This window comes from Limosilactobacillus pontis DSM 8475, from assembly GCF_001435345.1.
GTDB lineage: Bacteria > Bacillota > Bacilli > Lactobacillales > Lactobacillaceae > Limosilactobacillus > Limosilactobacillus pontis.
Window position 1 is genome coordinate 46,692 of sequence record NZ_AZGO01000053.1, and the last position, 14,654, is coordinate 61,345.

13 protein-coding genes and 1 pseudogene are annotated in these 14,654 nt (G+C 56.6%); 9 read left to right on the forward strand and 5 right to left on the reverse strand.

Going from position 1 to position 14,654, the window contains the following annotated elements:
- Nucleotides 1-197 precede the first annotated feature (197 nt).
- From pnuC to cysK, 7 genes are all read left to right on the forward strand, one after another.
- Nucleotides 198-950: a nicotinamide riboside transporter PnuC gene (gene pnuC, locus FD34_RS04830; protein WP_057807301.1), complete on the forward strand. Its 753-nt coding sequence runs from the start codon at nucleotides 198-200 to the stop codon at nucleotides 948-950.
- A 75-nt stretch (nucleotides 951-1,025) separates the two neighbouring features.
- Complete coding sequence (locus FD34_RS04835) at nucleotides 1,026-1,706, forward strand: response regulator transcription factor (protein ID WP_057807303.1); 681 nt, start codon at nucleotides 1,026-1,028, stop codon at nucleotides 1,704-1,706.
- A complete protein-coding gene (locus FD34_RS04840; protein ID WP_057807305.1) occupies nucleotides 1,699-2,664 on the forward strand; it encodes a sensor histidine kinase in 966 nt (321 codons plus the stop codon). Before FD34_RS04835 ends, FD34_RS04840 begins: the two co-directional genes overlap by 8 nt.
- A gap of 100 nt (nucleotides 2,665-2,764) precedes the next feature.
- On the forward strand, nucleotides 2,765-3,520 hold the full coding sequence (locus FD34_RS04845) for an ABC transporter ATP-binding protein (RefSeq protein ID WP_057807307.1): 756 nt from the start codon (nucleotides 2,765-2,767) through the stop codon (nucleotides 3,518-3,520).
- Nucleotide 3,521: 1 nt separating this feature from the next.
- Nucleotides 3,522-5,450, forward strand: coding sequence for an FtsX-like permease family protein (locus FD34_RS04850; RefSeq protein WP_057807310.1), 1,929 nt, complete (start codon nucleotides 3,522-3,524; stop codon nucleotides 5,448-5,450).
- 305 nt (nucleotides 5,451-5,755) lie between these two features.
- On the forward strand, nucleotides 5,756-6,583 hold the full coding sequence (locus FD34_RS04855) for a homoserine O-acetyltransferase/O-succinyltransferase family protein (protein WP_057807312.1): 828 nt from the start codon (nucleotides 5,756-5,758) through the stop codon (nucleotides 6,581-6,583).
- Nucleotides 6,584-6,588: 5 nt separating this feature from the next.
- Entirely contained in the window at nucleotides 6,589-7,515 is a 927-nt protein-coding gene (gene cysK, locus FD34_RS04860) for a cysteine synthase A (RefSeq protein WP_057807314.1), read from the forward strand.
- Nucleotides 7,516-7,574: 59 nt separating this feature from the next.
- Here cysK and rihA read toward each other — a convergent pair.
- Nucleotides 7,575-8,502, reverse strand: a pseudogene (gene rihA, locus FD34_RS04865) (pyrimidine-specific ribonucleoside hydrolase RihA).
- Between the two features lie 163 nt (nucleotides 8,503-8,665).
- Between rihA and FD34_RS04870 the strand changes: the two are divergent.
- Nucleotides 8,666-9,379 (forward strand): MerR family transcriptional regulator, encoded by a 714-nt coding sequence (locus FD34_RS04870; protein WP_057807316.1) that lies wholly within the window; start codon nucleotides 8,666-8,668, stop codon nucleotides 9,377-9,379.
- 60 nt (nucleotides 9,380-9,439) lie between these two features.
- On the opposite strand, the gene cls is transcribed toward FD34_RS04870, so the two are convergent.
- Nucleotides 9,440-10,933, reverse strand: coding sequence for a cardiolipin synthase (gene cls, locus FD34_RS04875; protein WP_057807318.1), 1,494 nt, complete (start codon nucleotides 10,931-10,933; stop codon nucleotides 9,440-9,442).
- 114 nt (nucleotides 10,934-11,047) lie between these two features.
- On the opposite strand from cls, the gene FD34_RS04880 reads away from it, so the two are divergent.
- Nucleotides 11,048-11,536, forward strand: coding sequence for a prolyl-tRNA synthetase associated domain-containing protein (locus FD34_RS04880; RefSeq protein WP_057807320.1), 489 nt, complete (start codon nucleotides 11,048-11,050; stop codon nucleotides 11,534-11,536).
- On the opposite strand, the gene FD34_RS04885 is transcribed toward FD34_RS04880, so the two are convergent.
- Genes FD34_RS04885 through FD34_RS04895 form a run of 3 tightly spaced genes read right to left on the reverse strand, consistent with a single transcriptional unit; the run spans nucleotide 11,533 to nucleotide 14,510 of the window.
- Nucleotides 11,533-12,765, reverse strand: a complete 1,233-nt coding sequence (locus tag FD34_RS04885; RefSeq protein ID WP_057807322.1) for an ABC transporter permease — start codon at nucleotides 12,763-12,765, stop codon at nucleotides 11,533-11,535. The two genes, FD34_RS04880 and FD34_RS04885, sit on opposite strands and share 4 nt — an antisense overlap.
- On the reverse strand, nucleotides 12,752-13,447 hold the full coding sequence (locus FD34_RS04890) for an ABC transporter ATP-binding protein (protein ID WP_057807335.1): 696 nt from the start codon (nucleotides 13,445-13,447) through the stop codon (nucleotides 12,752-12,754). Before FD34_RS04890 ends, FD34_RS04885 begins: the two co-directional genes overlap by 14 nt.
- On the reverse strand, nucleotides 13,440-14,510 hold the full coding sequence (locus tag FD34_RS04895; protein WP_235805990.1) for an efflux RND transporter periplasmic adaptor subunit: 1,071 nt from the start codon (nucleotides 14,508-14,510) through the stop codon (nucleotides 13,440-13,442). The genes FD34_RS04890 and FD34_RS04895 overlap by 8 nt, the downstream gene beginning before the upstream one ends.
- Nucleotides 14,511-14,654 lie beyond the last annotated feature (144 nt).

Sequence of the window (14,654 nt, forward strand, 5' to 3'; positions counted from 1 at the left end):
GCCGTCCCGTAACCGGTTACCAAGCTGACATGGTGACCCCGGTTTCAATAATCGGGCAATTAATCGCTGCCATCCCCGCTTGCACCAGCTGGGTGGGCTCGGTATACTAATACGCGTTGCATTTTTAATCACTGCATATTGTGTCGACACCGTGATTATTACATGTAAACCGCAATATTTAGTATAGGGGTTTTATCATGTTTAATAATTATCTCAAATTTCTTGGCCACCAGCTCCAGGGCTGGCCACAGCAGAACTACTACCTGTTCTTCTTCAGCCTGGGCTGTCAGGTGATGACACTGGTCAGCAGCCCGATTACCTGGGTGACCGTCATCACCTTCATCGGGACCACCCTGGGCGTCCTCTGTGTCCTGGCGATCAACGCCGCCAAGTCGGTCAACGGCTGGCTGGGGATCCTCTCGGCGATCTGCTTCATCATCGCCGGCTTGAACGCCAAGAACTACCTCAGTATCGGTGAACAGTTGGCCTACGTGATCACCCTCGACGTCCCAGTCCTCCTGTCGGCCAACTGGAACGTCAACATGGCGTCCAAGATCCGCCACTTCACCGCCAAGAGCTGGGTCGTGGCTATCGTCGCCACCATCCTGGTTTACCTGGTTTCTGGTTACCTGATCGGTCAGCTCACCGACGACCCGCGGCCATGGATCGACGCGATCAGCTTCTCCATCAGCCTGACCGCCGGGGTAATCTGTTTCCTGCGCTACAACAACCAATTCTTCTGGTGGCTGGCATCCGGGATCGCACAGCTGGTCCTCTGGTTCGTCTCCTATCGCCAAGGGTCCGCAACCCTGGCGATGGCCGTTAACTCCTCAATCTACGTGATCAACGACATCCTCGCCTTCACCGTCTCCCCATGGTACAACAAGAAGGAACGGCAGCGCCTGATCCGCGAAGAATCCGCTTACGCTCACAAGATGGGGTTGGAATAGTCATTATTAAAAACGCCGTACCGTGTTACCGGGCGGCGTTTTCGTGTATAATCATGGCGAAAAGGAGGGAGTATTGTGGCAAAAATCTTTATCGTGGAGGATAATCAGCAGATCATCCGGAACGTCACCGACGAGCTGAGTAAGTGGCAACACAGCGTGGCCACGGTTGACGATTGGCAGGACGTCACCGGCGAAATTATGGCAACCCAACCCGACCTAGTCATCTTTGACATCACCCTGCCGAGTTTCGATGGCTTCTACTGGATTCAGGACCTACGCAAGCACAGTCAGGTGCCAATCATCGTGATCTCCGCAGCTGATATTGATAGTAACGTAATGCACGCCGTCGCGGCGGGGGCGGACGACTACCTGATGAAGCCCTTCTCAATGACCGTCCTGTTGGCCAAGGTCCAGGCCCTCCTGCGGCGTAACCGCCAGGAAGGCAACGCTACCCAGGTCGATTGGGACAACAACTACTTTAATACCCTCACTAACGAGGTGCAAAACGAACGCGGCCAGGTCCAGCTGACACCAACTGAGGGTGCCCTCCTCCAGGTCCTACTCAGCCACCGCAACCAGACTGTCAGCAAGGCCACCCTACTTGAGTGGCTCTGGCAGGGTGGTAAGTACCTCAATGAGAACACCCTCAACGTCAACATCAGCCGACTGCGGGCCAAACTAGCGCCCCTCCAGCTAGATCGAGCAATCCGTACGGAGCGGGGCGTTGGCTACCGCCTGGTGACCACCGATGAATAATCACTTCAGTCACCTTTTCCTCCGGGCCGTCCTCCCGATCATCGTCGCCTACCTGCTGATGGTCGGGCTGTCCTGGCTCCTGGCCATCCTCTACCAGATTCCCCACCGCTACTGTTGGGACCTGGTTCGCTTCAGCCTACCACTCCTCCTAGCTTGGTTGGGTATCGTGGGAATCCGTAGCTGGCAACGGGTCCGCCACCTCCAGCGCCATGACGCCACGGTGTGGCCCCACAACCCGGTTGAGGATGAACTCCTGACCCAGCTTATCACGGCCCGGACGGCCAGCGACCGCCACGTTCGTGACCTCCGCCTCCACCAGCAACGCCAGCTCGACCGTCTGGACCTCTTTGCCCACGAGATCAAGAACTCCCTGACTAGCCTGCAAGCCGCCGCAGAGAACGGTCCGGACGTCGACAGCACCAGCGTCCAGGACGGGGTCCGGACGGCCAACTACTACTTAGACCTTCTCTTAAACGACGAACGCCTGGCGATGTCCACCACCGACTATAACTTTTCCTGGGTCAACCTCCAGGACCTCGTCAACGCCATCATCCGCCAGAACTCGGCCGTCTTCATCCGCCGTCAGCTGGTTCCCCAGCTGGTCAACCTCGATCGCGCCGTCCTGACCGACCCGAAGTGGCTGCGCTTCTGCATCAACCAGCTACTTTCCAACGCCATCAAGTATTCCCACTCCGGCGGTTCGATCACCATCGCCTGGCACGACCACGCCCTGATGATCAAGGATGAGGGCGTCGGGATTCCGCCTGCCGACCAACGCCGGATCTTCGAGAACGGTTTTACCGGTCACAACGGCCACCAGACTACCCAGTCGACCGGAATGGGGCTCTACCTGGTCAAGAAGGTCGCTGACAAGCTTAATTTCACTGTCCGGGTCCGTTCACGGGTTGGGGTCGGGACCAGTTGCTACCTGATCTTCCCCGCCGCTAATATCCGCTAACATTACAAGACTGTAAGGTTCTGTACGCTTCCGTAAGTAGGAATGCGGGCAGGACCTTTTTATAATTAAGGTATCAAATAAATTGAAAGGAGCAATCATCATGACACTATTACAGCTCAACCATGTCCAACGAACCTACAATGCCAACTCCACTCACCCGGTCACCGCCCTGAAGGATATTAGCTTCACCGTCGACCGCGGCAAATACGTGGCAATCATGGGGGAATCCGGGGCCGGCAAGAGCACCCTGCTCAACATCATTGCCACCCTTGAGCAGCCCACAGGCGGCCAGGCGATCCTCAACAGTCAGGACCTCGGCGCCCTGACCAAGGACGACGCCGCCCGTTACCGCCGTGAGCACCTCGGCTTCATCTTCCAGCATTTCAACCTGTTGGACAGTCTCTCCAACCGTGACAACGTCTACCTCCCCCTGGTACTGGCTAAGACCGACCCCGCCGTCATGGCGCAGCGCCTCCAACCCCTGATGAAGCGGCTGCAAATTGCACAGATCATCGACCGCTTCCCGAGCGAGATTTCCGGTGGACAGCAGCAGCGGGTGGCGATCGCCCGGGCTCTGATTGCTCAACCCGACCTCCTGCTAGCTGACGAACCGACCGGGGCCCTAGACTCCAACACCAGCGCCGAGATTCTCGACCTCTTCGACGACGTCAACGAAAACGGTCAGACCATCCTGATGGTGACCCACAGTGCCGCGGCAGCCAGCCATGCCAAGCGGACCCTCTTCATCAAGGATGGACGAATCTACCACGAGCTCTTCCGTGGCGACCTGACGATGAAGAAGTATCAGGAAGAGATCAGCGACACAATGATGACCCTCACGAATGGTGGTGAATAAAATGCTGTTCTTCAAACTCATCAACTCCAGTTTCCGCCGTAACGGCAAGGCCTACGGGCCCTACCTCCTGGCGACTAGCATGCTAGTGGCAATCAACTATATCTTCGCCGCAATCGGTGTCAACCACAGTCCCCACCGCCTGGCCAGCAGTTCGGCCACCACAGCGATGATCAACATCAGTGCCAACTTCATCCTCATGGTCACCTTTGCCTTCCTCCTCTACGTCAACCGCTTCCTCTGGCAGCAGCGCAGCAGTGAACTCGGTCTCTACAGCATGTTAGGGATGACCAGCCGCAACCTGGACATCCTGACGGTCATTGAGAAAGTCTACCTCTTCATCGGTAGCATCGTCTGTGGGCTGGTCACCGGTGTCATCTTCGAGCGGCTCGCCTTCCTTGGACTGGGCCGCCTCCTCAAGGTGCATAACCTCAAGCAGCCCTGGATCGAGCCGGCCGTTCTGGGGAAGACGATCCTCTACATGGGCGGCTTCTTCGTCATCCTAATGGTGGTCGACCTGGTCAAATTGCACCGGCTCAACCCAAACCAGCTCTGGCACGCCACCGCCCCGGCCCCGAAGCGCCACGGTTGGCTGTTCAAACTGCTGGGGCTGCTTGGCATCGTTCTGTTAGCCGGAGCCTACTACATCACCCTGACCACCAAGCCGCAGATCTCGGCCTTCAGCAACTTCATGACCGCCGTCCTGCTCGTCGTTGCCGGGACCTACCTACTCTTCATCGCCGGGAGCGTCATCATCCTCCAGTTCCTGCAACGGCAAAAGAAGTTCTACTACCGACCACGGCACTTCATCGCTATCTCAGGGATGCTCCAGCGGATGGAACAAAACGGGGCCAGCCTGGCCACCATCTGCCTGCTCTGCTCAGCCGTCCTGGTCGCCCTCTTCAGCTCGATCACCCTCTATGCCGGGATCGGAGACACGGTCAAGCTCTACGCCCCCAAAGACGTAGTTATGATTACCAATCAACCGGTCACCCGCCGGCAACAGGGTGTGATCGAGTCCGTCGCCAAGAACCACCACGCCAAGATCACAAGCCAAACCAGCTACCAGGCCACCACGACCCAGAACGGCTACTGGCGCGGCCAGCACTTCATCAATCAAGGTTCCCTGGAGCACATGACCAACAAAACCACTAACTCGGTCATCTTCGTCAGCAGTCATGACTACCGGAAGATAACCGGCAAGCCAGCCCACCTCCGGGACAACCAGGCCCTGATCTACTCACCGGCCAAACAGCATACCGGCCAGGTCACCATCGCCGGGCATCGCTACCAGGCCAAGAACCTGTCCCAGCTCAGCTTCGCCTTCAACCCTGAGCATTCGATCTACGCCCCGGCCTTCGTGATCGTCAACCACCTGCCGGCCGGGCTGCCGAAGATGAACGTCACCGGCTTCAACTACCGTCTGAAGGGGTCGGATCGTCAGCACATTCGTTTTGAAAATGACCTCCAGGCCCACCTCCAGCTCGCTAACATGCAGTTGACTGGCCGTTACAACATTCACTACCTATTCAACAGCCTGTACGGGGGGATGGTCTTCGCCGGGATCATGATCAGCCTGGCTCTGGGGATCACGACCACGATCGTCATCTACTTCAAGCAGATCTCCGAGGGGTATGCGGACCAGTACCGGTTTAAGACGATGCAGCAGGCCGGCCTCAGCAAACGAGAGACGACCAAGAGTATCCACAGCCAGGTCCTGATGGTCTTCATGCTACCGATCGCCGGCGCCGTCATCAACCTTCTTTTCGCAATCCCAGCCATCAAGCAGATCATGACCCAGCTGAGTTTCTACAATCTTCAGCTGATGATCACGGTCGCCGTGGCGATTACTGCCGCCCTCATGGTTATCTACCTATTGATCTACGGTCTGACAACCCGGGTCTACCACCAGATCGTCGATAACATTCACTGATGCCTACACGCCCACTGACCACGGCTACCGGTCAGCGGGCGTTTTTGCGCTGGGCGGATGGATATCAATTGACTTCCGCTAGTAGGCAGGTTAGAATATCGCTAACAATAAATAAGCGTAAAGTAAAAGGAGTGGTCCCAATGTCAACAATGTCAATTTCAACGCGTCTGTGGTCCACTAGCTGCTGTTGCTAATCATTTCCTGCCATCCCCGGCCATGTCGGGGTCCTTTGGCCTGCCCATTTTCTGATTAGCAGCAGCTTTTTTTAGTGCTCAACAAATAACAACGAATTGAGGTGATAACTAATGGCCACTCCCCAGATTCGGGTTGGGGTCCTCAACCTGATGCACGATAAGGTCGACACCCAGCAACGGTTCACAGGGGTCCTCACCCACACCGACTACCAGCTGGCGCTGACCTTCTTCTACCCGCGGACCCACTACCGCGGCCGGGCGGTGCCAAACCTGGTGCAACAGATATCACAACCACTGGAGTTCGACCGGCTCGGTGAATTCGACGCCTTCATCATTACCGGCGCCCCGATTGAGCAATTGGACTTTGGTGCGGTCACCTACATCGATGAGATCCACCGACTGATCGACCGCCTGGTACAACTAGACATCCCCCAGCTCTACATCTGCTGGGGAGCAATGGCCGCCGCCAACTACCTATACGGTATCGAGAAACACTGCCTGAAGGAAAAGCTGTTTGGGGTCTTCCCCAACCACATCGTCAACCACGCTCCCCTGCTGGCCGGTCTGCCGGATGGTTTCCTGGCCCCGCACGCCCGTTACGCGGAGCTGGACCACCAGCAGATTCTCAACCATCCCGACCTGATTCTGGAGGCCACCACAATCGACGATAACATCTTCTCCTTCCGGGCCCGTCAGCACCCGCAGTCCTTCCTGTTCGCCCATTTGGAATACGGACAAGAGGCCTTGCTGAAGGAATACCGGCGCGAGAAGAACGCCTATTCTGACCGGGAGTACGCCAAGCCGCAGAACTACTTCCGTGACCCGGTCCACATGCGCGGGCCAGAATTCAAGTGGCAACCGGCCCAACACGCCTACTTTGCCAACTGGCTTCAGACGGTTGCCCATGACATGCAGAACAAGAAATTAGTAAAGGAGTAATCACTATGACTAACATTGTTAACTCAATCACCGACCTGATCGGTAACACCCCGATCGTCAAGCTAAACCGCGTCGTTCCCGAAGACGCCGCAGATGTCTATGTTAAGCTGGAATTCTTCAACCCGGCCGGATCAATCAAGGACCGGATCGCCCTGGCCATGATTGAGAAAGCCGAGCACGACGGCAAACTGACCGCCGGTGGGACCATCGTGGAGCCAACCTCCGGGAATACCGGGGTTGGCCTGGCCATGGTTGCGGCGGCTAAGGGCTACCAGCTGGTCATCACCATGCCCGAAACGATGAGTGTGGAACGGCGGAAGCTGATGCAAGGTTATGGTGCCAAGCTCATCCTTACCCCGGGGGCCGATGGAATGAAGGGAGCCATCGCCAAGGCCGAAGAGCTTGTCAAAGAGAAGGGTTACTTCATGCCAATGCAGTTTGATAACCCTGCCAACCCAGCCATCCACGAACAGACAACTGGTGCCGAGATCATCAACGCCTTCGGTAAGGACAACCTGCCGGATGCCTTCGTCGCCGGGGTCGGTACTGGTGGTACCCTGACTGGGATCGGTCACGCCCTCAAGAAGGCCAACCCGACCACCAAGGTTTACGCCCTGGAGCCAGCCGAATCACCAGTTCTCAAGGAAGGTCACGGTGGCAAGCACAAGATTCAAGGGATCAGCGCCGGCTTCGTTCCCGCCGTTCTCGATAAGGATGTTTACGACGGCATCCTTGAGATCAGCAGTGACGACGCCATCGCCATGGCCAAGGAAGTTGCCCACCGGGAAGGGATCCTGGTCGGGATCTCCGCGGGTGCCAACATCAAGGGCGCCATCGAGCTGGCCAAGAAGCTGGGCAAGGGTAAGAAGGTCATCACCGTCTCTCCAGACGGCGGCGATCGCTACCTGTCCACCGACCTGTTTAACTACTAAAACAACTATTAGAACACAAAAGGAGCAACGTCACACAGCGCTGCTCCTTTTCTTATTAGCTAGTCAAAGCTCTTCAGGGAGTCCATCACCAGCTTGATGAATCGCGACCGGTCGATGCCCAGCATGACCTCGGTGTTCACCGGCTTCCCGGTCAGCTGGTAGTAGTCACAGACCGTCTCGCCCCGAGTCAGGTCCCCCTGGGTCTCGACGTCGACGTTCATCTGGTCGGTCTCAAACATCGTCCGATCAATCAGCCAGGCAATTGTGCACGGGTCGTGTAGCGGCGCCCCCTTGAAGCCCCACTTGGGGTTCTCGTGGTACTGCTCGAAGAAACTCAGTAGCCCATAGAAAGCCTGACCTACCGGGTTGTCAATTTCCTTGATGGCCGCGATCTCGTCCTTCATGATCTGGGCCTGGTGAGTGACGTTCAGTGGTGCCATCACCAGCGGAATTCCGAAGTTCAGCACAATCTTGGCGGCTTCCGGATCCACGAAGATGTTGAACTCAACGGACGGCCGCCAGTTACCCAGGCCCATCGCCCCGCCCATGAAGACAATCTGGTCGATTTTCTCCCGGGCCAGGTCAGGGTAGACACGGAGAAAGAGGGCGGCATTGGTCATCGGCCCCGTCACCACCAGGGTCACCGGGCCGGTACTAGCCCGCAGCGTCTTGGCGATCAATTCAATTGCCGGTATGTCCTGAACAGCAAAGTCGGGGTCCGGCAGGTCCGCACCATCGAGGCCAGTCTTACCATGGACCTCCGGAGCCGTCTCCAGGGGCGTCCGGTTCCCCTGGGCCACCGGGATATCCTCACGGTGGAGGAGGGTCAACATCCGCATCGCATTGTTCAGCGTCTTGTCCGGAGTCTGGTTCCCCGCCGAGGTGGTGACCGCTAAACAGGTCGATCTTTGGTGAGGCTACCGCCATCGTCATTGCCAGGGCGTCATCGTGCCCCGGGTCACAGTCTAAGATAATCTTCTTTGCCATTCTACTCATCCTTTCCTAATTCCCTTTCTATAACCATCTTGCCTGATTATGAAAGGGGTTGCAAGCCCTTGGACCTGCTTTTAGAAAAGATTTTACCCGAAATGGCTTGACGGTTATACCCAACGTCATGACGTATCCTCAACAGTGAAAGGAGGCGACCATCATGTACACGAGTGGGCAACTCGCCAAGCACTGTCGGGTCTCAGTTCGGACGGTCCAGTACTATGATCAGCAGGGACTCCTGCACGCCCGCCGAACCGCCAGCAACCAGCGCCGCTATCAAGAGGACGACCTGCGACGACTGCAACGGATCCTGGCCTACCGTCAGCTCGGTTTCACGATTAAGGATATCCGAGAGCTACTCGACCAGCAGGATGATCAGGCACTCAGAACCGCAATTGTCCTCCAGGAGCAACGCACCCAGCAGGAGCTGCAGGCCGCCCAGGACCGGCTAGCTGGGCTCGAATACCTCCACAATCAGCTTGTCCACACAGGTAATTTCCCGGGAAATATTGCCGCTCACGTCAAGAGAAGTCACGCGCACCGTCTCACCCGTCTCCGGGTAAGGACCGCACTCGTCGGTCTGCTCGTCGACTTGCTCATCTGGGGAAGCCTGGCCTACGTCGTCTGGAATGGGGCCAGTATTGGCTGGCTCGTTGCCGGCATTCTGGCGTCGCTCATCCTGATTGGGGAGGTCGTGGTCAGCTACTACCAGCACGCCCAGTACGTCTGCCCTCACTGCCAAAAGTCCTTTATCCCGGCAGTTGGAGAATGGTTCTGGTCGAAGCACACCCCCAACACCCGCCAGCTTACCTGCCCCTTCTGCCAGCAAAAGAACTACTGCATCGAGGAATACCGGCCCCACACTGATGCCTAGTTCTTTCGTTTACGCAATCAAGACCCATCCGTGATATTCCCGGATGGGTCTTGATTGGTTTTATAGAATTGGTGACAGCAGCCGGGAGAAGTACTGCTTGAACTTCCGCCAGTTGGACTGCTGGTCGAAGTACTCCGGCGTCAACAGAGTACTCTTCTCCATGTCCTGCTCGAAGATCTTCTTCAGCTGGGCCGTCAGCTCCTCATTGTAGGCAAAGGCGTTGGCCTCGAAGTTGAGTCGGTAGCTCCGGTAATCCTGATTAGCCGAACCAACCGAGGCCAGGTTGCTACCGCTGACCATCGTCTTAGCGTGGATGAAACCATTGTTGTACTTGTAAACCTTCACCCCGTTGTTGACCAGATACTTGGCGTAGTACTCGGTAGCACGGTAGACGAAGGGGTGATCTGGCATGCACGGGATCATGATTCTTACGTCGATCCCGCTCCGGACGGCGATCACTAGGGATTCGAGGATCGGCTCCCCGGGAATCAAATATGGCGTCTGGATGTAGACGTATTTACGAGCCGAGCTGATGATCGACTCATACCCCCGCCGGATGGCAAAGTTGTCGTTATCGGGCCCCGAGGAGACGATCTGCATGGCCACATCGTCGTCCTCGTTAGTCGGCTTCTCAACCTTAAAGTCCTTGAAGGCGGCTGTCAGGTCGATCCGCGGCTTATCGGTCTTCCGGCAGGTCGTGTTCCAGTCCATGGCGAAACGAACCATCAGCATCATGGCCGCCTGGCCGATGATCCGCAGGTGGGTATCGCGCCAATAACCGAATTTCGGGGCAATCCCCAGGTACTGGTCCCCGATGTTAAAGCCACCCGTGTAGCCAATCTTCCGGTCAATCACCACAATCTTGCGGTGAAGGTGGTAATTCAAGCGCGGCGTCGTGATCCGCTTGTTAGCCTTGGAGTTGAAGGCCTGAGCCTCACCACCCAATTCCTCCAAGTGGGTGAAGAAACGGTAGGTGGTACCGTGGGACCCACTCATGTCATAGAGGACCTTGACGGTGACCCCCCGCTTTGCCGCTGCCTCCAGGGCCTTTAAGACGCGTTTCCCTAGGCCATCGGCGTAGAAGGTGTAAAACTCCACGTAGACCTGGTCCTGAGCATGATTGATATCGTCAATCATCGCATCGAAGAGCTGGTGGCCGTCCGTGAAGACCCGCACCTTGTTGTTAAAGGTGACCACCGCCCGGTCAAGACTCAAAGAGAGGCTGACCAACTGTCGGGCCCGGGCCAGCTTGCCCTGAGGAATCAGCAATTGGTGACCCCGCACCATTGTCTGCTGCTGTTCAACCAGCTGCTTGCCAAAGGCCTCCTGCTCCGTCCGGATGCTGAAGATATCGTCATTCGACAGCTTCCGCCCCACGAACAGGTAGACGATGAAGCCAACGACCGGAAAGACCGACAGAACCAGGAGCCAGGCCCAGGTCGAGGCAATATCACGCCGGGTCCGGAAGACGGTCCAGACTGCAAAACCAATGTTAATTAACCACAGGACTTCGATGATGCGACGAATAACATCCCACGTCCAAACAATATTCATGATGCCCCTCCTCAATCAAACTGCTTTCTATTATATATCAGCCGTCCACCGACAATCTACTTGGATCGTGAAAAATGCTATAATGTTCGTAATATTTTTTAAGGAGGCACCATCATGATTAATGCCCAACGGATCGCCGCGCAGTTGCAAGCGGCCAAGCTTCCCTTTCGAACCATCGACCACCCGGCCGTCTTCACCGCCGCGGAAGCCGACCGTTACGTTCAGGGTGAGAGCTTTGTGCGCACCAAGAACCTCTTTTTGACCACCAGTAAACATAACCATTACTACCTACTGCTGATTGCGGAGACCAAGCGTCTGGACACCCGCCGCTTCCGCCAGCAAGCTAATACGTCACGGATCACCTTTGCCTCACCAGATGAGCTGATGGCTAAGCTCAACCTCACCCCCGGTAGTGTCTCCACGTTTGGCCTCTTGAACAACCGTGATCATGACGTGGAGCTATTCGTCGATCGGGACGTGGCCCAGGCACCAACAATTGGTTGCCACCCCAACGACAACACCAAGACGACCGTTCTCGCCACCGCCGACCTACTTGATTTCCTGAAGCAGGCGGGCTACCCGGCTCACCCGATTGACCTCTAGCGCAGGATATCGATTAGGTTCTTGTTGGCCGCCTGGCGGGCTGGCAGGATTCCGAAGATCAGGCCGACCGCCGCGGAGGTGCCAAACGCCATCAGGAAGGCAGTCATGGTGATGTGGGCATGGATATGAATCCCGCCACCAATTGAGCTGGACAGCAACGGCGCGATTAGGTGCGCCAGCCCAGCCCCACCGAGGAAGCCGAGCAGTCCCCCAGTCACCGTTAGGGCCACCGCCTCGACCAGAAATTGCATCATGATGTTAAACGGGGTAGCGCCGACCGCCAGCCGGATCCCGATCTCCTGGGTCCGTTCCGACACCGAAATATACATCATGTTCATCACCCCGATTCCCGCGATGAAAAGGGAAATGGCAGCGATGAAGCTGATGAACTTGGTGATGATACTCATCTGGGAGGAGAACTGCTTAAGTTCCTTCTCCATGTCCTCGTACTGGTAACTCCCCTGGTTGGCCGCCGACCCATTCTTCTTCAGGTACTTGGCAACCTGCTTGGAGATCTGACCGGCGTTGCTGCCCTGGTCAAAGGTCAGCTTGATTGTGTTCCCCGAACTAGCGGTGTCACCCTGGTAGTAGAGGTCCTTAGGGAGGAGGAAGCTAGCGCCAAACTTGTTCTGACCACCGTCCATCGAGTATTCGGCCTGGTCCTGGTACACACCGACGATTTGGTAGGTCGTCGCCCCCACGGTCACGGTGGTTCCGAGGGCATTCTGGGCTGTGCCGTACTGGTGGCGAGCCAGTGAGGACTTCATCATTGCCACGGCCTGGCCCGTCGCCATCTCGTTAGCAGTCAGGCGGTGCCCCGCCACCAGCTTGACATCGGTCGGCGCGGCCCTGAGGAGGCTGACGGTGACGTTCTTACTAACGTCACCGAGGTCAGCTCTGGTGTTGATGTTGGCGGTCTCGTGTTCAATCCGGACCCGCCTGATCTCACCACCAAACTGGTTATCGATGTTGGCCATGTCCTGCTGGTTGAAGCCACTGACCGTCGAGTTTTCGTTATCTGGCATGTAGTAAATCTCGGTCGTCTGCTGACCTTGCTTGGCATTGTTACCAAACTTGTCATACATCGTCTGGGTGATCCCGTCCCCGATACCCAGGATCGTGATCACTGCCGCAATTCCGATCATGATCCCGATAATTGTCAGAAAACTGCGCTTCTTGTTGGCCCGCAGTGAACGCAGCGCCGTTCGCAAGAGTTCACTTATCCGCATGATGCACCTCCAGACTGTCGCTGACCACCCGGCCGTCGATAATCTTGACCACCCGCTCGCACTGAGCAGCGACGTGAGGGTCGTGGGTAACCATGATAATCGTGGTCCCCTCGTCACGGTTGAGCCGCTTGAAGAGGTTCATGATCTCCTGACTGGTCTCCGTGTCTAGCGCCCCGGTCGGCTCATCCGCGATCAAGAAGTGAGGATGGCCGACAATCGCCCGGGCGATTGAGACCCGCTGTTGTTGGCCCCCAGACATGTTCTGAGGCAGCTGGTCCTCGTAACCATGCAGACCAACCTGGTCGAGCACCGCCGTCACCCGGTCACCAATCTCCCGACGCCGTTTACCAGTATAGAGGAGGGGCAGGGCGACGTTCTCCGCTACTGTCGCTTCCCGGATCAGCTTGAAGTTCTGGAAGACAAAGCCAACGTTCTGGTTCTGCAGGTGAGAAAACTGTTTGCGGGTGTAGTCGTGAATCGGATGGTCCTCGTAAAAATAGGTACCGGAGAAGTCGTCATCGAGGAAGCCGATGATATTGATCAGCGTCGACTTCCCGGAGCCCGACTCACCGATGATCGCCACAAGTTCACCCTGGTCAACCGATAAGTTGATGTCGTGGAGGACGTGAAAACGGTGGTCACCCTGGCGGTAGTACTTATTGATGTTGGTCAGCTTAATCATCTTGATCAACCTTTGCGTTGTTCTTCAACTGGTGACCGGGGTTGGTGACAATTCGGTCACCCGTATCGACCCCGTCCGTGACCACGTAGTAGCTGTTGATCGCGTGCCCGCTGACGTTAACCGCCCGGGCCCGACCATTCTCAACAACAAAGACGTGACCGTGACGGACCGCCGACTTGGGAATCCGGATCCCATCCTGGGCAATAAAGGCCCTGGCCGTCTGTCCCGCCATGAACTTGCCCGCGTTCAGGTTGGCGTTCACCTCATATTTCGTGTTATTACCGCTGTTTCTGGTCGGTACCTTAGCCAGGTAGGTCACCGGAGTCGTCTCGGTACGATTCGTAGCCAGGGCCTTCACGTGAAGGTCAGTGCCGTTGTGGAGCTTGGCGTAGTCGTACTCGGACACTTGTCCGGTAAACTGAAGACTATCGGAGTAGAGGGTCACGACTGGCGCGCCTTGCTTGGACTGATCGATCGTGACGTAGCCAGCGTAAGGAGCGGTCAGATTCTGGTTGATCCGGCCATTGGTGGTATTCAGCTTGTTTTGGGCGGCACTCACACTCGCCTGGGCATCGGCATAGGCACTCTTGGCCTCGGTGAGCTGACTTTGCAGGTCATCAGCCACCTCAGGGTCCGCCCCATTCAGCTGCTGTTGCAGATTATTGATGGTTTGTTGTTGGGACCGGACCTGCTGCTGACTCTTGGTCAGGTCGCCCTGGAGTTCGACGGCGCTGTCCTGGCTGTCCTGGTCGTGAGTTGTCAGGATCGTCTCCCCTTGCGCTACGTGATCACCGTTCTTGACGTTCAGGTTCTGGAGCTTACCTGCCGGCAGGGACAGTACCTGGGTCTGGGTCGGTTCCACCTTTCCGGTCAGGGCAAAGTCAGCCTGGCGGGTAACCCGCATGGTGTGATACTTCGGCAGGACATTCTTCTTGCCAGTCATGGCGTGAACAACCCCAACAACGATCACTACCGCAAGAACTAGGCTCCCCATTGCCATCCAACGTTGCCGTCGATTAGCCAATAGGCGGGCAAGCCGCCGTTTTTTCTTGTGCTCAGTCACCTTTATCCTCCCAATGATTGGTTTATTAAAATGTATCATGCCCACCGCCGGCAGTTCAAGGTTGCCACATACCAAACACTGGCTGGGAAATAAGCTTCTCGGCGCCCTGTACGGCTAGCCTATTGGGTTTCCCGTAACTGCATT

Coding starts and splice junctions, on each gene's coding strand:
- pnuC (WP_057807301.1), top strand. CDS start 198: ATGTTTAATAATTATCTCAAATTTCTTGGCCACCAGCTCCAGGGCTGG.
- FD34_RS04855 (WP_057807312.1), top strand. CDS start 5,756: ATGGCCACTCCCCAGATTCGGGTTGGGGTCCTCAACCTGATGCACGAT.
- FD34_RS04840 (WP_057807305.1), top strand. CDS start 1,699: ATGAATAATCACTTCAGTCACCTTTTCCTCCGGGCCGTCCTCCCGATC.
- FD34_RS04885 (WP_057807322.1), bottom strand. CDS start 12,765: ATGCGGATAAGTGAACTCTTGCGAACGGCGCTGCGTTCACTGCGGGCC.
- cysK (WP_057807314.1), top strand. CDS start 6,589: ATGACTAACATTGTTAACTCAATCACCGACCTGATCGGTAACACCCCG.
- FD34_RS04845 (WP_057807307.1), top strand. CDS start 2,765: ATGACACTATTACAGCTCAACCATGTCCAACGAACCTACAATGCCAAC.
- FD34_RS04850 (WP_057807310.1), top strand. CDS start 3,522: ATGCTGTTCTTCAAACTCATCAACTCCAGTTTCCGCCGTAACGGCAAG.
- cls (WP_057807318.1), bottom strand. CDS start 10,933: ATGAATATTGTTTGGACGTGGGATGTTATTCGTCGCATCATCGAAGTC.
- FD34_RS04880 (WP_057807320.1), top strand. CDS start 11,048: ATGATTAATGCCCAACGGATCGCCGCGCAGTTGCAAGCGGCCAAGCTT.
- FD34_RS04870 (WP_057807316.1), top strand. CDS start 8,666: ATGTACACGAGTGGGCAACTCGCCAAGCACTGTCGGGTCTCAGTTCGG.
- FD34_RS04890 (WP_057807335.1), bottom strand. CDS start 13,447: ATGATTAAGCTGACCAACATCAATAAGTACTACCGCCAGGGTGACCAC.